General features: G+C 60.5%; 15 protein-coding genes. 4 read left to right on the forward strand and 11 right to left on the reverse strand.

The window, feature by feature from the left end:
- Nucleotides 1-38: 38 nt before the first annotated feature.
- A complete protein-coding gene (locus ATO10_RS04915; RefSeq protein WP_035248828.1) occupies nt 39-530 on the reverse strand; it encodes an SH3 domain-containing protein in 492 nt (163 codons plus the stop codon).
- Between the two features lie 120 nt (nt 531-650).
- On the opposite strand from ATO10_RS04915, the gene ATO10_RS04920 reads away from it, so the two are divergent.
- A complete protein-coding gene (locus ATO10_RS04920) occupies nt 651-1,637 on the forward strand; it encodes a 2-hydroxyacid dehydrogenase (protein ID WP_035248830.1) in 987 nt (328 codons plus the stop codon).
- Complete coding sequence (locus ATO10_RS04925) at nt 1,634-2,167, forward strand: hypothetical protein (RefSeq protein ID WP_051597955.1); 534 nt, start codon at nt 1,634-1,636, stop codon at nt 2,165-2,167. Before ATO10_RS04920 ends, ATO10_RS04925 begins: the two co-directional genes overlap by 4 nt.
- On the opposite strand, the gene ATO10_RS04930 is transcribed toward ATO10_RS04925, so the two are convergent.
- Nucleotides 2,168-2,779, reverse strand: coding sequence for a DUF937 domain-containing protein (locus ATO10_RS04930; protein WP_035248832.1), 612 nt, complete (start codon nt 2,777-2,779; stop codon nt 2,168-2,170). It lies immediately after the preceding gene.
- Nucleotides 2,780-2,893: 114 nt separating this feature from the next.
- Complete coding sequence (locus tag ATO10_RS04935; protein WP_035248834.1) at nt 2,894-3,247, reverse strand: carboxymuconolactone decarboxylase family protein; 354 nt, start codon at nt 3,245-3,247, stop codon at nt 2,894-2,896.
- A 179-nt stretch (nt 3,248-3,426) separates the two neighbouring features.
- Here ATO10_RS04935 and ATO10_RS04940 point away from each other — a divergent pair, with 179 nt between their 5' ends.
- Nucleotides 3,427-3,843, forward strand: a complete 417-nt coding sequence (locus ATO10_RS04940; protein WP_035248836.1) for a CBS domain-containing protein — start codon at nt 3,427-3,429, stop codon at nt 3,841-3,843.
- 51 nt (nt 3,844-3,894) lie between these two features.
- Here ATO10_RS04940 and ATO10_RS04945 read toward each other — a convergent pair whose 3' ends face one another.
- The 8 genes from ATO10_RS04945 to ATO10_RS04980 all read right to left on the reverse strand — a co-directional run bounded on the left by ATO10_RS04945 (nt 3,895) and on the right by ATO10_RS04980 (nt 14,049).
- Complete coding sequence (locus ATO10_RS04945; RefSeq protein ID WP_035248837.1) at nt 3,895-4,971, reverse strand: BMP family ABC transporter substrate-binding protein; 1,077 nt, start codon at nt 4,969-4,971, stop codon at nt 3,895-3,897.
- Between the two features lie 56 nt (nt 4,972-5,027).
- Nucleotides 5,028-5,960 carry an ABC transporter permease gene (locus tag ATO10_RS04950; RefSeq protein WP_035248840.1) on the reverse strand — a complete coding sequence of 311 codons (933 nt, stop codon included), beginning with the start codon at nt 5,958-5,960 and terminating at the stop codon, nt 5,028-5,030.
- On the reverse strand, nt 5,960-7,045 hold the full coding sequence (locus tag ATO10_RS04955; protein WP_035248842.1) for an ABC transporter permease: 1,086 nt from the start codon (nt 7,043-7,045) through the stop codon (nt 5,960-5,962). Before ATO10_RS04955 ends, ATO10_RS04950 begins: the two co-directional genes overlap by 1 nt.
- On the reverse strand, nt 7,032-8,552 hold the full coding sequence (locus ATO10_RS04960; RefSeq protein WP_035248844.1) for an ABC transporter ATP-binding protein: 1,521 nt from the start codon (nt 8,550-8,552) through the stop codon (nt 7,032-7,034). Before ATO10_RS04960 ends, ATO10_RS04955 begins: the two co-directional genes overlap by 14 nt.
- Nucleotides 8,549-9,493 (reverse strand): xanthine dehydrogenase accessory protein XdhC, encoded by a 945-nt coding sequence (gene xdhC, locus ATO10_RS04965; protein ID WP_035248846.1) that lies wholly within the window; start codon nt 9,491-9,493, stop codon nt 8,549-8,551. Before xdhC ends, ATO10_RS04960 begins: the two co-directional genes overlap by 4 nt.
- Nucleotides 9,490-11,754, reverse strand: coding sequence for a xanthine dehydrogenase molybdopterin binding subunit (gene xdhB, locus ATO10_RS04970; RefSeq protein WP_035248848.1), 2,265 nt, complete (start codon nt 11,752-11,754; stop codon nt 9,490-9,492). The genes xdhC and xdhB overlap by 4 nt, the downstream gene beginning before the upstream one ends.
- On the reverse strand, nt 11,751-13,118 hold the full coding sequence (gene xdhA / locus ATO10_RS04975; RefSeq protein WP_035248850.1) for a xanthine dehydrogenase small subunit: 1,368 nt from the start codon (nt 13,116-13,118) through the stop codon (nt 11,751-11,753). Before xdhA ends, xdhB begins: the two co-directional genes overlap by 4 nt.
- Nucleotides 13,119-13,302: 184 nt before the next feature.
- Nucleotides 13,303-14,049 carry a sterol desaturase family protein gene (locus tag ATO10_RS04980; protein ID WP_035249245.1) on the reverse strand — a complete coding sequence of 249 codons (747 nt, stop codon included), beginning with the start codon at nt 14,047-14,049 and terminating at the stop codon, nt 13,303-13,305.
- Between the two features lie 113 nt (nt 14,050-14,162).
- On the opposite strand from ATO10_RS04980, the gene dnaE reads away from it, so the two are divergent.
- Complete coding sequence (gene dnaE, locus ATO10_RS04985) at nt 14,163-17,660, forward strand: DNA polymerase III subunit alpha (protein WP_035248852.1); 3,498 nt, start codon at nt 14,163-14,165, stop codon at nt 17,658-17,660.
- Nucleotides 17,661-17,678 lie beyond the last annotated feature (18 nt).

Genomic DNA, 17,678 nt, shown 5'->3' on the forward strand with positions numbered 1-17,678 from the left:
AAGGGCTAGCGCGTTGCCGCGCCACGGGCAAGTGGCGGTTACTCGACGATCTCTTCGGCTGCGACACCCCACAAAGCCTGTTTGGGCACCCAACCGGTGCGTCGGTCGGCGCTGATCCGGCACCAGTCCAGAACGCATTTTTCCAGCCGTGCAATCGCGCCCAGTTCTGCTTGCGCCATAACCGGGGCAGAGGGTTCAGGATTGCGGCGCAGCTCCAGCATGTCTTGTTCAACCAGCACGGTGCGCACCCCTGACAGCAACGAGTAATGCATCCAGCCCCCGGCGCCATCCCGGTCACGGACCCGGCGCCAGTGTCCGTATTCAGCAATAATTTCAAGAGGTTGGTTTCGGTGCTTATAGACCCAGTCGATCCGGTGCGTCTTGCCGGGGCCGTGGCGGGCATAGCCCTCGGCGGCTTTCATTGACACAAACCGGGGCAAGGGCAGGTTTGTCACCGGCCCGCGCTCTTGTGCTGCACTGGTACTGACCATGGCCAGAGCCACGATCATGAATATCACTACGCGTTGCATTTCCTACTCGCGCCCGGCAAGGGGGCGCATGCCTTTAAGGGATTGGGGTCTTGTGCTGTGCCCCGTTCCTTGACAGTTTGCCATTAAGGACGTGGCTTGGAAAGAACGAGGAGGCGCTTCATGGCTGCTCAACGCCTGAGTGTTGTCGTTACGCGACGGTTGCCCGACGTGGTAGAAACCCGGTTGAAGGAGCTGTTCGACGTCGAGCTTTCCGCGGATGATCACCCGATGAGCCGCGAACAACTGGTCGAAGCCATGAAACGCACCGACGTTCTGGTGCCCACGGTCACTGACTCGATTGATCAGGCCATGCTGGCCGCCGCCGGGGATCGGCTCAAACTGATCGCGAACTATGGTGCGGGGGTTGACCACATTGATGTGCACACGGCCCGTCAGCGCGGAATTCTGGTGTCAAATACCCCCGGTGTGGTGACCGAGGACACCGCCGATATGACTATGGCGCTGATTCTGGCTGTGACACGCCGAATTCCCGAAGGTCTCAGCGTCATGCAAAGCGGCAGTTGGGAAGGCTGGGCACCGACCGCGTTTCTGGGGGGGCGTGTCGGGGGGCGTCGGCTGGGAATTCTGGGCATGGGCCGGATCGGTCAGGCCGTTGCGCGCCGCGCCGCCGCCTTTGGCATGCAGGTGCATTACAACAATCGGCGCCGGTTGCACCCGGACATCGAAGAAGAGCTGGGCGCCACATGGTGGGAAAGCCTTGATCAGATGGTAGCCCGGATGGATGTCATCTCGATCAACTGCCCGCATACGCCCTCGACCTTTCACCTGATGAACGCGCGGCGGCTGAAGCTGATGAAGCCGGATGCGGTGATCGTGAACACCTCACGCGGCGAAGTGATTGACGAAAACGCACTGACCCGCATGTTGCGGGCGGACGAAATCGCCGGGGCCGGGCTGGATGTGTTCGAACATGGTCACCAAATCAATCCCCGTCTGCGCGAGCTTTCCAATGTGGTCCTGCTGCCGCATATGGGATCAGCCACGCGCGAGGGGCGTGTTGAGATGGGCGAGAAGGTCATCATCAACGTCAAAACCTATGCCGACGGGCACCGGCCGCCGGATTTGGTCGTGCCGAATATGCTGTGACCCGCCTGTTGCTTTTGCCATTTCTGCTGCTGGGTGCCTGCCTGTTGGCGGGGCTTTATGGCGCGGTGCATAACCAGATCAGCTATAGCGTTGGGCCGGACTATTTCCACGCGTTCAAGTTCCGCCAGTTTGGCATCCCGGCAGATCAGCACGGGCGCTTGGGCGCCGCGATCGTGGGGTGGCGCGCCAGCTGGTGGATGGGGTTGATCATCGGGGCACCGATTGCTTTGCTCAGCATAGCGATCCCGGGGGCTGCGCGGGCGGCAAAAACCTTTGCCATGGCGGCGATTCTGGTGGTGGGGCTGACCTTGGGGTTAGGACTTGCCAGCTTGCTGTTTACGGTGCCGCCTGACCTTTATCACCTGATGTACGTTCCAACCGGTCTGTCTGATCCGGCCCCGTTTGTGCGCGCCGGGTTCATGCACAACACAAGCTACCTTGCAGGATTGATTGGTTTGGCCTTTGGAGTCGTCTTTATGGCGTGGCGCATCTGGCGGGTTCGGCGCGAAACCCGCGCCGAACCCAGCTGATTACTTCAGGAATTTGCCCAGGATGTCATCCATGGGCGAGCCGTCACCATCGGCATCCAGCATTTGGGTCAGCATGCCAAGGTCAGGGCCGCTGCCGCCTTTGTTGCCGCCCAGCAGGCCACCAATCAGGCCGCCCAAACCGCCACCCGACTGCGTGCCGCCCCCCATCAGGCCCGACATCATGCCCTCAATGGCGTTGTCGGGCATGTTCTTTTGCATCCCACCTTGCAACATCGCGGCCAGTGCGGGCAGAAATTGCGCCACAGTGCCTGCATCAATACCCGAACGGTTTGCGGCTTCGGTGGCCAGTTCCTGTGCGTTGCTTTCGCCGCCCAGAAGCCCTTGCAGGAAATCCATGCCGGCTTTCTGGCCTTCGGGCGCGGCGGCTGCGGTGGCATCGTCGAACATCGCGCCCATGCCTTCGCCTTTCAGCGCGCCCAGCAGGCCTTCCAGACCGCCGGCCTCGGCCTGCTGTTTCGCAGCCGACCCAATCGCAGGCGCCAGCATTTCCGCCAGTCCACCGGCCTGATCAGTGTCCAGCCCGAACTGGCTGGCCAATTGACCCAGGCCTTGACCGTTTTGAGATTGCTGCAACAGGGCAAGAAGCGACATGAGAATACCTCCGGGATAATGTCGGGCCACAGATGGGCCATTTGGGGCGACCATAGCCCGAGTTCATGACATCCGTGAGAGGGAGAGCCGCGTTAATCTTCCCCGCAACGCGGATCAGGCGGCAGCCTGTGCCTTGGCAGTCAGTTCGTCAAAGCATTCCATCGCCTTGGCGGCATACATCATGGCCGGGCCTCCGCCCATCTGAACCGCCATGGCCAGCACATCGCCCACTTCCTCGCGGCTGGCACCGACGCGCACCAAGGCCTCCATGTGCAGCACGATGCAGGGTTCGCATTTTTGCGTCACAGCGATGCCTAGGGCGACATATTCCTTGTGTTTGAATTCCAGAACGCCACCCTCTTTCACGCCCTTGGACAGCGCCTGAAAGCCTTTGGCCATGCCCGGCACAACCTTGTTCAGATTGCGCAACTGGTTCTTGATATCGGTGCTTTTTGCGGTCCAGCTCATACTCGGCTCCTGTTCTTGGAATGCGCCGTTCAAAGCATGGATCGGGCTTGGGGACTTTGATCCGCGTCAAATCACATGCGCAAAGTCGCATGTTTGGCATGATTTGACCTGTGTCATCCAGCGCGACGGGCGTGGGTGCTAAACACTTATCCCATCCGCGACAGATCACGGAGGACCGTATGCTGATCAAATCCATTCAAGACATTTTGCAAGGTCGCACGCTTTACACCGTGCCGGACAGCAATTCAGTGCAAACGGCGTGCGAAATGATGATGGATCACCGGATTGGCGCCGTGTTGGTGCTGGCCCCCGATGGGGCCTTGGCCGGGATTTTGACCGAACGCGATGTGGTTTATCGCGCAGTTGCGGCGGGTCTGGATGTAAAACAAACCCCTGTGTCCGAGGTCATGACCCGCGATCCGGTGACCGTGGATATGCAAGACAGCGTCAGCGATGCGCTGGCCGCCAAGATCGGCGGCAAATTTCGCCACCTGCCGGTGCTGGAGAATGGCAAACCTGCGGGCATCTTGTCGTTTCGCGATATCCCCACCGAATACCGGATGATGTTCGAACGGTTTCAGGAGCTCAGCCATTAACGCAAAAGCCCCACCATATGGCGGGGCTTTCGATCTTTCAGTCAGCGCCGCTTATTGCGGGATGTCGCCGGTGATGCCTTCGACGTAAAAGTTCATGCCAGCCAGCGTGCCGTCATCGGCCACTTCCCCTTCAGCCAGCCAAGCCGAGCCATCCTGCTTGTTCAACGGGCCGGTGAACGCGTGATAGCTGCCGTCGGCCAGCGCGTCTTTCATCGCCAGCGCTTCGGCTTTGACCTCGGCAGGAACCGCGTCCGAGATCTCACCAATGCCGACCATGCCAGCGCCGATGCCATCCCAAGTGTCTGTGCTTTCCCAGGTGCCGTCCATTACCGCCTTGGTGCGGGCGATGTAATAGGGTGCCCAGTCGTCGATGATCGAGCTCACGCGCGGCAGCGGGGCAAATTCGCCCATGTCCGATGCCTGACCAAAGGTGATCACGCCACCGGCCTTTTCAGCGGCCGCTTGCGGCGCGGTCGAGTCGGTGTGCTGCAAGATCACATCAGCACCCTGTTCGATCAGCGCGGTGGCGGCGTCGGCCTCTTTGGCCGGGTCAAACCAGGTGTAGGCCCAGATCACCGACATCTCGACATCGGGGTTCACCTTCTTGGCGTGGATATAGGCCGAGTTGATGCCGCGGATCACTTCGGGGATCGGGAAGGACGCGATATAGCCGATTTTGTTCGACTTGGTCATGTGACCAGCAATGGTGCCCTGAACGGCGCGCCCTTCATAGAAGCGGGCCGAATAGGTGCTGACGTTGTCAGCGCGCTTATAGCCGGTGGCGTGTTCGAACTTAACGTTCGGGAATTTCTCGGCCACGGCGATGGTTGGGTCCATATAGCCAAACGAGGTGGTGAAGATCAGATCAACGCCCGACAGCGCCATTTGCGTCATCGCGCGTTCGGCGTCGGCCCCTTCGGGCACGTTTTCCTGATAGACGGTTTCAACCGCATCGCCAAAGGCCTCTTCTACGGCCAGACGGCCCTGATTGTGCTCATAGGTCCAACCGCCATCGCCCACGGGGCCGACATAGATAAAGCCAACCTTGGTCGGGTCAGCGGCATAGGCGCCCGTCGCGGCAGCCAGACCCAGCGCCGCGGCGGCGCCCAGCAACATTCTGCGTTTCATTTACTTCTTCTCCTGTTGGTGCGGGCCTGTTTCGGCCCTTGGTTGAGAGATACGCCTCAGCTTGAGGCATGGAACACACGGCCCAGCGAGGCGGGCGCATTGAGCGCCGCGCGCGAGCGGTCCGACGACATGATGACCAGCACAAGTATGGTAATCAGATAGGGCGACATCGACAAATACTCGACAGGGATAGCAACCCCGGCGGCTTGCAGGTTCAGCTGCAGCACGGTGATGCCGCCAAACAGATAGGCCCCGACCAGCACCCGCAGAGGTTTCCAGCTGGCAAACACCACCAGCGCCAGCGCGATCCAACCCGCGCCTGCGGTCATGCCTTCGGTCCATTGCGGCACACGCACAAGGCTTAGATACGCGCCGCCCAGCCCTGCACAGGCGCCCCCAAACATGATCGCCAGAATGCGGATGCGCACGACCTTGTATCCCAGCGCATGGGCGGCATCGTGGTTTTCGCCCACCGCGCGCAGGATCAGACCAACACGGGTGAACTTTAGCACTGCCCAGGTCGCTGCGATCAGCGCCAGCGAGGCATAGACGATGATGTCATGGGTGAACAGGATCGGCCCGATTACCGGAATCTCGGTTAGAAAACCAAAGTTGATGTCATGGGTTGCGGGGGGTTTGATTCCGACATACCCCTGACCCAAAAGCGCCGACAGACCCAGCCCGAACAGGGTTAGCGCCAGTCCGGTGGCCACCTGGTTTGACATCAGGACTTGGGTCAAAAAGCCAAAGATCAGCGACAACAGCGCCGCCCCGATCATCGAGGCGATGAAGCCCAACGCCGGGCTGCCGGTTTCCACTGCGATGGCGAAACCGCAGATCGCGCCGGTGATCATCATCCCCTCAACACCAAGGTTCAAAACCCCGGCCTTTTCCACCACCAGCTCGCCAATGGCGGCCAGAAGGATCGGGGTAGCCGCCACCATCAATGAGGCAATCAGTACAAGCGGGTTGATCGCAGACAGGTCCATCACGCGGCCTCCACTTTGCCAAATCGGATACGGAAATTGGTCAGCACATCGACCCCCAGCAAGAAGAACAACAGCATTCCCTGAAACGCCTGAATGGCCGAGGCAGGCAGGCCCAGCATGAACTGCGCCAAGTCTCCGCCTATATAGGTCAGCCCCATCAGCAATCCGGCCAGCAAGATGCCGATTGGGTTCAAACGGCCCAGAAAGGCCACGATGATCGCCGTGAAACCATATCCCTGGTTGAAATCAATGCTGATCTGCCCAGCAGGGCCTGAAACCTCAAAGAGGCCCGCCAGACCCGCCAAAGCGCCCGAGGTGCCCATGCAAATCAGGATCAATGCGGTCGGGTTCACCCCGGCAAACCGTGCCGCGCGCGGGCTTTCCCCCGTCAGCCTGATCTGGAAGCCAAGGATGTGGCGGTTCAGCAGGATATAAGTCGCGATCACCGCGATAAACGCGGCGACGATGCCCCAGTGCATGCCCGAATTGGCGATCAATTCCGGGTTCGAAGCCGCCTCGTATTGTTTCAGATTACGCGAGCCGGGAAAGCCGCCGCCCTCTGGGTTACGCAACGCGCCCAACGCCATCGAGGCCAAGAGCTGCTCGGCCACATAGACCAAGAGCAGCGACACAAGAATTTCGTTTGTTCGGAAATGGGTCTTTAGCAATGCCGGGATCATCGCCCACAGCAAGCCGCCCAAGGCCCCCGCAATCACCATCAGCGGAAAGATAAACCACGCGTCCATCGGGTAAAACGCCAGCCCCACCGCCGCGCCGCAGATCGCACCGATGATATACTGGCCCTCGGCCCCGATGTTCCAGATCCCCGCGCGAAAGCCCAAAGACAGGCCGATTGCAATCAGGATCAATGGCCCCGATTTCACTAACAACTGCGGACGGGAATAGCTGGCGAATTGTTCGTTGAACAGCGGGTCCCAGAAGATGGTTTTGATCGCCAGGAAAGGGTCCTTGCCCAGCATGGCAAACAATATGCCACCGGCGATCATCGTCAGAACCACCGCCAAAACCGGCGTGGCATAGGACCACGTTTTTGACGGGGTCGGGCGTTTCTCAAGCCTCAACATGGGCCACCTCCATGTCGTGGGCGCCGCCCATCATCAATCCGATCTCTTCGATGCTCAGCCCCTGCGCGGGGCGGGGGCGGCTTAAACGCCCCTCGTTCAATGCGGCGAAATTGTCGGAAATTTCCATCAGTTCATCCAGATCCTGGCTGATCACGATCACCGCCGTGCCGTTTTGTGCCAGGTCGATGATCGACTGGCGGATCGCCGCCGCGGCCGAGGCATCAACACCCCAGGTCGGCTGGTTCACCACCAACACTTCGGGACGTTGCAGCACCTCGCGCCCGATAACGAACTTTTGCAGGTTGCCGCCCGAAAGTGAGCGTGCAGCATTGTGTGGCCCCGGCGTGCGCACGTCGAACCCTTCGATGATCTTTTCCGCAAAGGCGCGGGCAGCGGGCCATTTTACAAAGCCGTTCTTGTGCAGATCTTCGCGATCTGCCCCCGTCAGAAAAGCGTTTTCGATCAGGCTCATGTCCGGCGCAGCGGCATGGCCCAGCCGTTCTTCGGGCGCGGCCAGAACCGCGATATGGCGGCGCGGGGTTGGGCCCATCTGGCTGATGTCATTGCCATGCAGGGTGACGGCACCGCGCGGCGCCAACGCCTCGCCCGACAGGGCGGCCAGCAATTCGTCCTGCCCGTTGCCCGCAACCCCGCCGATGCCCAGAATCTCGCCCGCGCGCAGGGTCAAAGACACGTCTTTCAACGAGGTGCCAAACGGGTTGGGCGAGGGGATCGACAGGTTGGAAACCTCCAGCACCACCTCGCCAAAATCGGTGCTGGCGCGCGACGGTGGGGTCAACGCGCTGCCCACCATCATCTCGGCCAATTCCGAGGCGGATTTTTCGCGCGGGTTGCAACGGCCAACGACCTTGCCAAGCCGCAACACGGTGGCACCGTCGCACAGCGACCGTATTTCCTCAAGCTTATGGGAAATATACAAAATCGCCGTGCCCTCGGCGCTGAGCTGGCGCAGGGTTTTGAACAGAATTTCAACCTCTTGCGGGGTCAGAACGCTGGTGGGTTCATCCATGATCAACAGGCGCGGGTCTTGCAGCAGGCAGCGGATGATTTCCACGCGCTGACGCTCGCCCGCCGACAGATCACCGACCACCTTATCGGGGTCTAAAGGCAGGCCATAGGTTTCGGATACCTCACGAATGCGCGCCGCCAGGTCACCCATCTTGGGCGGGTTTTCCATGCCAAGCGCGATGTTTTCCGCCACGCTCAGCGCATCGAACAAGGAAAAGTGCTGAAACACCATCGCCACGCCAGCGGCGCGGGCGGCACGCGGCTCGGCCGGTTCAAACACCGCGCCGTTCAGCGTCATTTTGCCTTTGTCTGGCTTCACCAACCCGTAGATCATCTTCACAAGGGTCGACTTGCCCGCACCGTTTTCCCCCAACAATGCATGCACCTCGCCCGGTGCAATTTCGAACGACACGTCGTCATTGGCGACGACACCGGGATAGGCCTTGGTCAGCCCCTCTAAAGTCAGCAGAGATGTCACGCGGTGGCGTCCTTTGCGGCTGAATGGGCGATGCGGGATGACAGTAGCGCGCTGGCGACGCCCACGGCAATGGCCTGTGGATGTTTGCCAAGGCTCGGGTCCCCGATCGGGCACTGAATGCGGTTAATCTGGGCTGCGGAGTGGCCCAGAGCTGTCAGGCGGTTTCGAAAGCGCGCCCATTTGCTTTTTGACCCGATCAGCCCGATGCCTGCCGCAGGGCGCAGCAGCAACTGGTGGCACAGATCAAGGTCCAGCGCATGGGAATAGGTCAGGATCAGGTGTTGCGCGTCTTGCGGCGCGTGTGCGCACACCAGCGCCGGGTCGGTGGCGACCAGTTGGGTCACATTAGCAGGGATGGTATTGGGATACCGGTCCGCGCCCGTGTCGACCCATGTGATGGCCAGATCAGGCAGAGGCGCCAGCACATTGACCAATGCGCGCCCCACGTGGCCCGCGCCGTAAATCCACAACGGGCTTGCGGGCGGGGCGACGGGTTCAATCAGCCAACCGTCCATCAACAGGGTGCCTGTGGGCGCAGCGCCATTGCGGGCCTGCGCCAAGGCGCGGCGCACGCTTAGGGGCATGTCGCCCCCGCGCAGGTTCAGCGCGCGGGTCTGCTGGGGCAGTGCGTCCAGTTTGGCTTTGTCCCAGACCTCGCTCACCAAGGTGACCGCACCGCCGCAGCACTGACCCAACGATGGGCCAAGGGCGAAACGTTCAAGCCGGGGTGGTGCGTTGTCGCGCAGCAAAACATGGGCGGTTTGTGCCGCTTGCAGTTCCAAAGCGCCGCCCCCGATGGTGCCGCTTTGGCCACCTTCCCACACCAGCATCGCGGTCCCCGCCTCGCGCGGGGAGGAGCCTTTGACATCGGCCATCACAACCCGCACGACCGGGCCATGGACGGTAATCGCTGCCGCAATCTCATCAGGTCGGATCGTCATGAGCGCACCTTTTGAACGGCTTTCAAAATGCATTCAGGCGTCGCCGGCGCGTCCAGATCGGGATAGGTGTCACCGCAGGCCGCCACCGCATCTGACAGGGCCAGCAAAGCCGATATGCCGTGCATGAAGGGTGGCTCCCCCACCGCTTTAGAGCGATAGATTGTTTCCTCGACGTTGCGGCCTTTGTCCCACAAGGACACGTTGAAAATATCAGGCCGGTCCGCGCAGGCCGGGATTTTATAGGTCGACGGCGCGTGTGTGCGCAGCCGCCCTTTGTCGTCCCAAACCAGTTCCTCGGTCGTCAGCCAGCCGGCGCCTTGCACATAGGCGCCCTCGACCTGCCCGATGTCCAAGGCGGGGTTCAACGACGCGCCAGCATCGTGCAAAACATCGGCGCGCAGGATACGGTTTTCGCCGGTCAGGGTGTCGATCACCACTTCGGTGATTGACGCGCCATAGGCGAAGTAGAAGAACGGCCGCCCTTCGCCTTTGATCCGGTCCCATTCGACTTTGGGTGTCTTATAAAACCCGGTCGAGGACAGCGACACCCGCGCCTGATAGGCCGCGGCCGCGGCCTCGGCAAATGTCATTTCCTCGTCACCGACAAACACTTTGCCGCCCGCGAAATGCACCTTGCGCGGCGCGTCGGGCAACAGGTGTTCGGCAATTCGCTCGCGGATCGTGTCACAGGCGGCTTTGACCGCCATACCGTTCAGGTCAGAACCCGAGGACGCCGCCGTGGCCGAGGTGTTGGGCACTTTTGCCGTGTCCGTCGCGGTGATTTTGACGGTGCTGACATCGACGCCAAAACAGCTCGCTGCCACTTGTGCGACCTTTTGGAACAGGCCTTGGCCCATTTCAGTACCGCCGTGATTCAGATGGATTGAACCATCAGAATAAACATGCACCAAGGCGCCCGCCTGGTTCAGATGGGTCAAAGTGAACGAGATCCCGAACTTGACCGGCGTCAGGGCGATGCCCTTTTTCAGAACATCGTTTCGGGCGTTCCATTCGGCCACGGCTTTGCGCCGCTTTTCATACTCGGCCTGTTGCGCCAGCTCGGGCACCAGTTGATCTAGAATGAAATCTTCGACCTCCATGTGATAGGGCGTTTTCTGGCCATTCTCATAGAAATTCGCCTGCCGTACTTGCAGCGGGTCCATACCCAGATGGTGGGCGATATGATCCATCACGCGTTCGATGCCGACCATGCCCTGCGGCCCGCCAAATCCACGGAAGGCCGTGGCCGATTGGGTATGCGTTTTCAAGCGGTGGCTGACAATCCGCGCGTGCGGCAGGTGATAGGCGTTATCGGCATGCAACATGGCGCGATCGGCCACCGGCAACGACAGGTCCAACGCCCAGCCGCAGCGTGCATATTGTGTGAATTCAATGGCTTGCACCTTGCCCGTCTCATCGAACCCGACGCGGTAATCCAACCGGAAATCATGCCGCTTGCCGGTGATCATCATGTCGTCATCGCGGTCATAGCGCATCTTGGCGGGGCGGCCCGTCATCTGCGCAATCACGGCGCAAGATACCGCCAAAGCGTTGCCTTGGCTTTCCTTGCCTCCAAAGCCCCCGCCCATGCGGCGGACCTCGACCCGAACGGCGTTCATGTCGGTGTTCAGGGCCTCGGCCACCTTGTGTTGAATCTCTGTCGGGTGCTGGGTTGAGGAATGCACCAGAACGTCGCCACCTTCCATCGGCGCGGCCATGGCGGCCTGACCTTCCAGATAGAAATGTTCCTGCCCACCCAGCTCCATCGAGCCGTCAATCTCATGCGTCGCCTTGGCCATGGCTGCGTCGGCATCGCCGATCTGATAAATGCGCGGACCGTCTTCAAACCGCGAGTCCGCCGCCATTGCCTGATCAATCGTCAGAATGGCAGGCAGTTCTTCATAGTCGACCTTGGCCAAGCGCGCGGCTTTGCGCGCTTCCAGATGGCTTTCGGCGGCGACCAAAAACAGCGGCTGACCCAGATAGAACACCTCGCCCTCGGCCAACAGCGGCTCATCATGGATCGACGGGGAGACATCATTCGCGCCGGGCAGATCTTCAGCCACCAGCACGGCAACCACACCGGGGGCGGCGCGCACCACGCTTAGGTCCATCGCCAAAATCCGCCCACGAGCGATCTCAGACATGCCAAAGGCCAGATGCAGCGCATTGCCGGGCGTGGGAATATCGTCAACATACCGTGCTTGCCCCGTCACATGCAGGCGAGCGGCGTCATGGGGCAGGGGTTTGGCGACACTCATACCGAGACCTCCCGCACCGCGATGGCTGCGCCCGACACGTCATGGAAGTACCGGGTCAGCATGTTCTTTGCGGTTTCCAGCCGATAGTCCGCACTGGCGCGCATATCGGTCATAGGGGTGAAATCCTGCGCCCACATCTGGGCTGCTGCGTTGATCGTGTCCATCGTCCACGGCTGGCCAAGCAACGCCGCTTCAACCTGTGTCGCCCGTTTAGGGGTGCCCGCCATGCCGCCAAACGCAATGCAAGCGCTGGCCACGATGTCGTCCTTAACCACGACGTTGAAACAGCCGCACACGGCCGAAATATCCTGATCGAACCGTTTGCTCAGCTTATAGGCCCGCAGTTGGCTCGGCTTGCGCGGGATGGTGATGCTTTCGACAAACTCACCCGGCGCGCGGTCCTGTTTTCCATAATCAATAAAGAAATCCTCCAGCGGAATGGAACGGCGTTCATTTCCTTTGCGCAGGGTCAGTTCCGCCCCCAGTGCGATCAACACGGGCGGTCCATCACCAATGGGCGAGCCGTTAGCGATGTTCCCGCCGATCGTGGCCGCATTACGTATCTGGACCGAGGCATAGCGATGAAAAACGTCCCGCATTCCGGGGTACAGGGGCACCAAGGCCGCCGCCAGATCGGTGATCGTGACCCCCGCTCCAATGCGGATCGCGTCCTCGCCCACCTCGATCTGTTGCAAGTCTGAGCAACCGTTCAAAAACGCGACAGGAGCCAGATCGCGCAACTGTTTGGTCACCCAAAGCCCAACATCCGTCGCCCCGCCAATCAAAGTGGCGTCGGGGTTTTCGGCATACCATGCGGCAAGTTCATCCGCACTTTGCGGCAGAAAAGGCGAACATGCCACATCCGGGACGCTATCCAGCGGCTCTTCCATCCAGTCTGGCTCGGGCAGCTCTTGCGCCACTTCGCAGGCCCGCACAATCGGGGCATAGCCAGTGCAGCGGCACAGATTTCCGGCCAACGCTGTGTCGTAATCAGTGTCGCCGGTGCCATGGGCTGTCGCCATCGACATGACAAACCCCGGCGTGCAGAAACCACATTGCGAACCATGTTCATCAATCATCGCCTGCTGCACAGGGTGCAGTGCGCCATCGGGCCCTTCAAGCCCTTCCACGGTACGCACAGCTTTGCCCTGCAACTGCGGTAAAAACAGGATGCAGGCGTTCAGCGCCTTCGCGCCATCGACGTCGGTCACCTTGACCGTGCATGCGCCGCAATCGCCCTCGTTGCAGCCCTCTTTGGTGCCAACCAGCCCACGCTCTTCGCGCAACCAGTTCAGCAAGGTCTGCGTCGGCGAGACATCCCGCAGGGATACCGGCTGACCATTCAGTAAAAACGAGACATCCATATGTCTGTCATCCGCCGCTGTCTGTTCCCCGGTCCAAAGCGCTCACCCGATGCGGCAGAAAGAGAGCAACTGCGACCAAACCCCTGCAAACCAAGCCTTCAGGGCGGGCCAATGCAACGGTTTCATGCCTCAGCCTACACGGATTTAGACCATATGGTCAAAAAATGGGCAGGATTCAGGCCATTCAGTTTGTTTTATGGGCCGTCGCGGGCATTTGCGCGGCGCGTTGCAGGTCTTGTGCGCTTAGTCCCGCCATTTGCGCGAAACGAGCGCGCGCCTTCAGCAAACGCGGGTCATCGGGGCGCAGGCCCAGCGTGGTGATGAACTCGATGCGCGATTGCTGGCGCAGGCTGTCGCGGTCGATTGCCGTGCCAAGCGCCTTGTCGATGATCTCGCCCCCGGGGCTGACATGAAACCACTTCGAAAAGTCGCGAAAATGGTGCTGCGCATGGAGCTGGGTCACCCGCCGCTCCGCCGCCGTTTTGCGCGCATTCATATGTGCCGTCATGTGGAACCATTCATAGGCCAGAAACATGCCGACCCCACCCACCAAAACCACCGCCACGGCGACAGGGGCAGCGGGCAGGCCCAACAGGGATGCAACGCCATAGACCAATGCAAAGTTCACGCCCGCCATCGGCAAGGCGAACCAGATCGGCACAAACAACAGTTTTTCGCAGGTTGGAAAGTCGTGATGGCCATAATGGGCGCGGTACAGCAGGTTAAAGAACATCTGATTGCGCGGCGGTTTCAGGTGAAACAGGTGCCGGTGAATATTGTATTCATTCAGCAGTTGCAGACCGATACCGATGGGCACACAGGCCCAGACCAGCGCTCCGCCGTTTAAAATCAGCCAGCTTGTCCCGGCCACAAACAACAGCGCCATGGCAATGACACTGTCATGCCGGGCCATGATCCTTAAGCGTTTCATTGCCATCCTCCCGCCCCGGATGCTGCCCGACCACTGCGCCGCAGGGCAAGAGTTTCGCCACGGCATCACTTCGTACCTTCCCCCGCCTCCATGGCCGGGGTAGCGTGGCGGCCATGACTGATCCGCGATTCATCCACCTGCGCCTGCACACCGAATACTCGTTGCTCGAAGGGGCGGTGCGGGTCAAGAAACTGGCCGGAACCTGCGCCGACATGGGCATGCCCGCCGTCGCCGTGACCGACACCAACAACATGTTTGCGGCGTTGGAGTTTTCCACGCTGGCCTCAGGCGCCGGGGTTCAGCCGATCATGGGTTGTCAGGTCGATGTCGCATTTGACCCGCCCGCGCCGGGCGAAAAGCCCCGGCCCTTTGCGGCGCTGGTCCTGCTGGCGCAGGACGAGGCGGGGTATATGAACCTCGAAAAGCTGAACTCGTGCCTGTACCTGCGCACCGATGGCCAGCTGCCCCATGTGACGCTGGACGAGCTGGAGCAGTATTCGGCGGGCGTCATTTGTCTGACCGGCGGCCCCGAAGGGCCGATTGGCCAGTTCCTGCAAAACGGACAAACCCCCAAGGCCGAGGCGCTAATGAAACGTCTGGCGGCGACTTACCCGGATCGGCTCTATGTTGAATTGCAACGTCACCCCGGCGAAGGCGGCGCGCTGACCGAGGCTGAACAAGCAACCGAACGCGGCCATGTCGAAATGGCCTATGCGATGGACCTGCCGCTGGTCGCCACCAACGATGTCTACTTCCCCAAGTCCGACATGTACGAGGCCCATGACGCGATGATCTGCATCGCCGAGGGGGCTTATGTCGATCAATCCGAAGCCCGCCGCCGTCTGACACCGCAGCATTATTTCAAAACGCCCGAGGAAATGGCCGCGCTGTTTGCCGACCTGCCCGAAGCGCTGGAAAACACCGTCGAGATTGCCAAGCGCTGCGCCTATAAATCGGAAAAACGCGCGCCGATCTTGCCCAAGTTTGCCGATGACGAGGTCGCCGAGCTGCGCCGCATGGCAAACGCGGGCCTGCAAGAGCGCCTGGCCGTGATCCCGCATGCTGACACTGTGGAAAAATACCAGGAACGGCTGGACTTTGAGCTGGACATCATCGAAGGCATGGGCTTCCCCGGCTACTTCCTGATCGTGGCGGATTTTATCCAATGGGCCAAGGACAATGACATTCCGGTGGGGCCGGGGCGGGGCTCGGGCGCGGGGTCACTGGTGGCCTATGCGCTGACCATCACCGACCTTGATCCGCTGCGCTACAGCCTGCTGTTCGAACGCTTTTTGAACCCCGAACGGGTCTCCATGCCCGACTTCGACATCGACTTTTGCATGGATCGCCGCGAAGAGGTGATCAAATACGTGCAGGACAAATACGGTGACGACAAGGTGGCGCAGATCATCACCTTTGGCGCTTTGCTGTCCAAGGCGGCGGTGCGCGACATGGGCCGCGTGTTGCAGATGCCTTATGGGCAGGTAGATCGCCTGTCGAAAATGATCCCGGTTGAGGGCGTCAAACCCGTCAGCATTGAACAGGCCCTGCGCGATGAACCCCGTCTGGCCGAAGAGGCCCGCAACGAAGAAGTCGTCGACCGGCTGCTGAAATATGGCATGAAGGTCGAGGGGCTGCTGCGCTCCGCCGGCACCCACGCCGCGGGCGTGGTGATCGCCGACCGCCCCACCGATCAGCTGGTGCCGCTTTACCGCGATCCGCGTTCCGATATGCCCGCCACCCAGTTCAACATGAAGTGGGTCGAACAGGCCGGTCTGGTGAAGTTTGACTTTCTGGGCCTAAAAACCCTGACGGTGATTCAAAACGCGATTGAGCAAATCCACGCCCAGGGTCGCCCTCTGCACGTGGCCGCCGATGGCACGCAGCTTTATGAACCGGCCGAGGGGGCCGAGAACCAGATCAACGCCATCCCACTTGAAGATGAGCCCACCTATAAGCTTTACGCCAGCGCGAAAACGGTCGCTGTGTTCCAGGTGGAAAGCTCGGGTATGATGGACGCGCTGCGCCAGATGAAGCCCACCTGTATCGAAGACATCGTGGCGCTTGTGGCGCTGTACCGCCCCGGTCCGATGGAAAACATCCCGACCTATTGTCAGGTAAAAAACGGCCAGAAGGATCTGCAATCCGTTCACCCGCTGATCGATCATATTCTTGAGGAAACTCAGGGTATTATCGTCTATCAGGAGCAGGTGATGCAGATTGCTCAGGTGATGGCGAATTACACGCTGGGCGGCGCTGACCTGCTGCGCCGGGCGATGGGTAAAAAGATCAAAGAGGCGATGGATGCCGAGCGCCCCAAGTTTGAAAAGGGCGCGGCGGAAAACGGGGTCGATAAGAAAAAAGCGACCGAGGTTTTCGACCTTCTTGAGAAATTCGCCAACTACGGTTTCAACAAATCCCACGCCGCCGCCTATGCGGTGGTCAGCTATCAAACCGCCTGGCTAAAAGCCAACCACCCGGTCGAGTTCATGGCCGGTGTCATGAACTGCGATATCCACCTGACCGACAAGCTGGCAGTCTATGCCGAGGAAGTCCGGCGCGGGCTGGATATCCCGATTGTGCCGCCCTGCGTGAACCGCTCGGACGCGGTGTTCAAAGTGGTGAATCAGGAGCTGGTGTATGGGCTGGGCGCGCTGAAAAACGTCGGCGCCGAGGCGATGAAACTGATCGAAGAGGCGCGCGATGGCAAACCTTTCGCCACGCTCTATGATTTTGCCCGCAGGGTCGATCTGAAACGTATCGGCAAACGCCCGATGGAAATGCTGGCGCGGGCCGGCGCGTTTGATCAGCTGGACGCAAACCGGCGCCGGGTATTTGATAATCTGGACGCGCTGGTGAATTATTCAGCCGCGATCCATGAACAGCGCGCCTCAAATCAGGTGTCGCTGTTTGGCGAGGCAGGGGATGACCTGCCCGAGCCGCGCCTGTCGCCCGTGGGCGATTGGATGCCAAATGAGCGTCTGGCCGAAGAGCATAAGGCGATTGGGTTTTATCTATCGGGTCATCCGCTGGATGATTACATGCCCGCGCTGCGCCGCCAGAAGGTAATGACATTGGAAGAGGTCGCCGCCAAGGCACAGGGCGGGGCGTTTGTGGCCCGTCTGGCCGGATCGGTGGCGGGGCGGCAGGAACGTAAATCAGCGCGGGGCAACCGGTTTGCCTTTGCCCAATTGTCAGACCCAACCGGGCTGTACGAGGTCACGCTGTTTTCAGAGGTGTTGGAGAAATCCCGCGATTTTCTGGAAACCGGCGCTAATGTCGTGCTGAGCGTTAAGGCCGAATTGGAAAGCGATCAGCTGAAACTGTTGGCCAATTCCGTCACGCCCGTGGACGCGGTGGTGGCCGATGCCGGGTCGATGGGGTTGAAGATTTTCGCCGATGATGTGGCGGCGGTGGCAGCGGTGCAATCTTTGCTGGAGCGCGCCAAGAATGAGAAAATCAGATCGCGCGGACCGGTGCAGTTTTGCCTCATGGACCCTGCTTTGCCCGGAGAGGTGTCGGTGGAATTGCCCGACCAGTTCCCGCTGAACCCGCAGATCAAAGGCGCGTTGAAGTCGCTGCCCGGTGTGGTGCAGGTCGAGGAAGTGTAACCAAATTGCGCGCCCTTT

The organism is Actibacterium atlanticum, from assembly GCF_000671395.1.
Classification (GTDB): Bacteria; Pseudomonadota; Alphaproteobacteria; order Rhodobacterales; family Rhodobacteraceae; genus Actibacterium_D; species Actibacterium_D atlanticum.

What these genes read in the sequence shown, in the direction of transcription:
- ATO10_RS04980 (WP_035249245.1), bottom strand. Translation starts at nt 14,049, where the DNA reads ATGAAACGCTTAAGGATCATGGCCCGGCATGACAGTGTCATTGCCATG.
- dnaE (WP_035248852.1), top strand. Translation starts at nt 14,163, where the DNA reads ATGACTGATCCGCGATTCATCCACCTGCGCCTGCACACCGAATACTCG.
- ATO10_RS04915 (WP_035248828.1), bottom strand. Translation starts at nt 530, where the DNA reads ATGCAACGCGTAGTGATATTCATGATCGTGGCTCTGGCCATGGTCAGT.
- ATO10_RS04930 (WP_035248832.1), bottom strand. Translation starts at nt 2,779, where the DNA reads ATGTCGCTTCTTGCCCTGTTGCAGCAATCTCAAAACGGTCAAGGCCTG.
- ATO10_RS04945 (WP_035248837.1), bottom strand. Translation starts at nt 4,971, where the DNA reads ATGAAACGCAGAATGTTGCTGGGCGCCGCCGCGGCGCTGGGTCTGGCT.
- ATO10_RS04955 (WP_035248842.1), bottom strand. Translation starts at nt 7,045, where the DNA reads ATGTTGAGGCTTGAGAAACGCCCGACCCCGTCAAAAACGTGGTCCTAT.
- xdhB (WP_035248848.1), bottom strand. Translation starts at nt 11,754, where the DNA reads ATGAGTGTCGCCAAACCCCTGCCCCATGACGCCGCTCGCCTGCATGTG.
- ATO10_RS04935 (WP_035248834.1), bottom strand. Translation starts at nt 3,247, where the DNA reads ATGAGCTGGACCGCAAAAAGCACCGATATCAAGAACCAGTTGCGCAAT.
- ATO10_RS04940 (WP_035248836.1), top strand. Translation starts at nt 3,427, where the DNA reads ATGCTGATCAAATCCATTCAAGACATTTTGCAAGGTCGCACGCTTTAC.
- xdhA (WP_035248850.1), bottom strand. Translation starts at nt 13,118, where the DNA reads ATGGATGTCTCGTTTTTACTGAATGGTCAGCCGGTATCCCTGCGGGAT.
- ATO10_RS04950 (WP_035248840.1), bottom strand. Translation starts at nt 5,960, where the DNA reads ATGGACCTGTCTGCGATCAACCCGCTTGTACTGATTGCCTCATTGATG.
- ATO10_RS04920 (WP_035248830.1), top strand. Translation starts at nt 651, where the DNA reads ATGGCTGCTCAACGCCTGAGTGTTGTCGTTACGCGACGGTTGCCCGAC.
- xdhC (WP_035248846.1), bottom strand. Translation starts at nt 9,493, where the DNA reads ATGACGATCCGACCTGATGAGATTGCGGCAGCGATTACCGTCCATGGC.